Here is a 2,583-nt window from a genome sequence, read left to right as displayed (position 1 = left end):
CCCTATATGTTGTGGTGACCCGCTGAACCCACCGTGGTCTTCTTCACCCCGCTACGCACTCCGAAACCGGAAGAGCCTGATTAGTGGCAGGGGGAAATCCTGCCGCTTTTTCTGCTTTAGTTTGTCAGCTTGACAAATAAAGGGTTAAGGAATATAATTAGATTCAGTATTATACAAGGAGTTAATAAATATGCGGCAAGGTATTCTTAAATAAACTGTCAATTTGATAGTGGGAACAAAAAGTAGCAGTCCCGTTTCACTTTTAATATGGGGCTTAGTTTTTTGTACCCAGTTTAAGAATACTTTTATCATGTAATTTTATATGCCCGAAAACATATAAGTGTTTTGGGGCTATTGGAGTTATTTACCCAGTGATAGGAGTATTTATCACTGGGTATTTTTATGCCCTTTTTTGGGTGTTGATAGGAGGAAAATCACATGAAAATAATTAACTTAGGCATTCTGGCTCACGTTGACGCAGGAAAGACAACATTAACGGAGAGTTTATTGTATACCAGTGGTGCAATTGCAGAACCAGGGAGCGTAGATAAAGGCACAACAAGGACAGATACAATGAATTTGGAGCGTCAAAGGGGAATCACTATCCAGACAGCAGTGACATCTTTTCAGTGGGAGGATGTAAAAGTCAACATTATAGATACGCCAGGCCATATGGATTTTTTGGCGGAAGTATACCGTTCTTTATCCGTATTAGACGGAGCAGTATTATTAGTTTCTGCAAAGGATGGCATACAGGCACAGACCCGTATACTGTTTCATGCACTACAGACAATGAAGATTCCGACAATTTTTTTCATCAATAAAATTGACCAAGAGGGGATTGATTTGCCAATGGTATATCAAGAAATGAAAGCAAAGCTTTCTTCGGAAATTATAGTGAAGCAAAAGGTTGGGCAGCATCCCCATATAAATGTAACGGACAATGACGATATGGAACAGTGGGATGCGGTAATTATGGGAAACGATGAACTATTAGAGAAATATATGTCAGGGAAACCGTTTAAAATGTCAGAACTGGAACAGGAAGAAAACAGGAGATTCCAAAACGGAACGTTATTTCCCGTTTATCACGGAAGTGCTAAAAACAATCTGGGGATTCGGCAGCTTATAGAAGTGATTGCCAGTAAGTTTTATTCATCAACGCCTGAAGGTCAATCTGAACTATGCGGGCAGGTTTTTAAGATTGAATATTCAGAGAAAAGGCGGCGTTTTGTTTATGTGCGTATATATAGCGGAACATTGCATTTGAGGGATGTTATTAAAATATCTGAAAAAGAGAAAATAAAAATCACAGAGATGTGTGTTCCGACAAACGGTGAATTATATTCATCCGATACAGCCTGCTCTGGTGATATTGTAATTTTACCAAATGATGTTTTGCAGCTAAACAGTATTTTGGGGAACGAAATGCTGTTGCCGCAGAGAAAATTTATTGAAAATCCTCTCCCTATGCTCCAAACAACGATTGCAGTAAAGAAATCTGAACAGCGGGAAATATTGCTTGGGGCACTTACAGAAATTTCAGATGGCGACCCTCTTTTAAAATATTATGTGGATACTACAACGCATGAGATTATACTTTCTTTTTTGGGGAATGTGCAGATGGAAGTCATTTGTGCCATCCTTGAGGAAAAATACCATGTGGAGGCAGAAATAAAAGAGCCTACTGTTATATATATGGAAAGACCGCTTAGAAAAGCAGAATATACCATCCACATAGAAGTCCCGCCAAATCCTTTCTGGGCTTCTGTCGGGTTGTCCATAGAGCCGCTCCCTATTGGAAGCGGAGTGCAGTATGAAAGCAGAGTTTCACTTGGATATTTAAACCAATCGTTCCAAAATGCGGTTATGGAGGGGGTTCTTTATGGCTGCGAGCAGGGGCTGTATGGATGGAAAGTGACAGACTGTAAAATCTGTTTTGAATATGGATTGTATTATAGTCCTGTAAGTACCCCCGCAGACTTTCGGCTGCTTTCCCCTATCGTATTGGAGCAGGCTTTAAAAAAAGCAGGGACAGAACTATTAGAGCCATATCTCCACTTTGAAATTTATGCACCGCAGGAATATCTCTCACGGGCGTATCATGATGCCCCAAGGTATTGTGCAGATATTGTAAGTACTCAGGTAAAGAATGACGAGGTCATTCTGAAAGGAGAAATCCCTGCCAGATGTATTCAAGAATACAGGAACGATTTAACTTATTTCACAAATGGGCAGGGAGTCTGCTTGACAGAGTTAAAAGGATACCAGCCAGCTATTGGTAAATTTATTTGCCAACCCCGCCGCCCGAATAGCCGTATAGATAAGGTTCGGCATATGTTCCACAAGTTAGCTTAACAGCTTGCAAAAGTCATATAAAATGAGATTTGAAAGGATTAGAGACTAATTATGATGAAATGCGAATGGATATTGTGTCCTGTTTGTGGGAGCAAAACCCGTAATAAAATTAGGAAGGACACTGTTTTGGAGAATTATCCCCTTTATTGGCTCTTCCGGTTTCGGAGTGCGTAGCGGGGTGAAGAAGACCACGGTGGGTTCAGCGGGTCACCACAACATATAGGG

At 40.6% G+C, this 2,583-nt stretch carries 2 protein-coding genes; both read left to right on the top strand.

What is annotated here, in order from left to right; all coding sequences use genetic code 11:
* The first annotated feature begins 438 nt into the window (after window positions 1-438).
* A complete protein-coding gene (gene tet(O), locus QP981_RS11065; protein WP_000691759.1) occupies window positions 439-2,358 on the top strand; it encodes a tetracycline resistance ribosomal protection protein Tet(O) in 1,920 nt (639 codons plus the stop codon).
* Window positions 2,359-2,409: 51 nt separating this feature from the next.
* Window positions 2,410-2,532 (top strand): cysteine-rich KTR domain-containing protein, encoded by a 123-nt coding sequence (locus QP981_RS11060; RefSeq protein WP_502869571.1) that lies wholly within the window; start codon window positions 2,410-2,412, stop codon window positions 2,530-2,532.
* The last annotated feature ends 51 nt before the right edge of the window (window positions 2,533-2,583 follow it).

The organism is Corynebacterium sp. MSK047 (assembly GCF_030232285.1).
Lineage (GTDB): Bacteria > Actinomycetota > Actinomycetes > Mycobacteriales > Mycobacteriaceae > Corynebacterium > Corynebacterium jeikeium_D.
This window is presented reverse-complemented; position numbering and strand designations above follow the sequence as displayed.